Genomic DNA, 552 nt, shown 5'->3' with positions numbered 1-552 from the left:
CTTTTGAGTTAGCTTGATAAACAGCCTTAAAGTCATCACAGATTTCTTTTCGGTCTTTGACACGTACTTTATGAGCGATATTACGAGATACATGGATACAACAATGCTGATATTTTGCTTTAGGATAAATTTGATGGATAGTATCTTTCATGCCTTTTAAGCCGTCCGTAATAAAAAGCAAGACTTCTTGAACTCCTCTGGAGTTAATATCCTGTAGCAGCTCATTCCAAACGTATGTTGATTCAGTTGGAGCAATCGCATAACTCAGTACTTCTTTAGTGCCGTCTTCTCGTATACCAATGGCAATATAAATCGCTTCTTTGGATACGGTTTGACGTTTTAGTGGAATGTAAGTAGCGTCCATAAAAATAGCGACATACTTATCATTTAAGGCTCTGGATTTAAAGGCATTTACTTCTTCAGTCAGAACTTTAGTCGTGTTGGACGTGGTTTGTGGAGTATGGTGATGACCGTACATTTTTTCGATCAAATCAGCAATTTCAGACATCGTAACACCTTTTTCGAATAAATGGATAATAGTGGTTTCCAATG

The 552-nt window shown here is 37.1% G+C and carries 1 pseudogene; it reads right to left on the bottom strand.

Features of this window, described 5'->3' with window-relative positions:
• Positions 1-552 (bottom strand): annotated as a pseudogene (locus ACFQNJ_RS19345) (IS256-like element ISEf1 family transposase); the annotation flags it as partial.

This window comes from Hydrogenophaga bisanensis (assembly GCF_042665135.1).
Taxonomy (GTDB): Bacteria; Pseudomonadota; Gammaproteobacteria; order Burkholderiales; family Burkholderiaceae_C; genus Hydrogenophaga; species Hydrogenophaga bisanensis.
The sequence above is the reverse complement of the archived record's forward strand: the minus strand, read 5'-3'. Positions and strand labels throughout refer to the sequence as shown.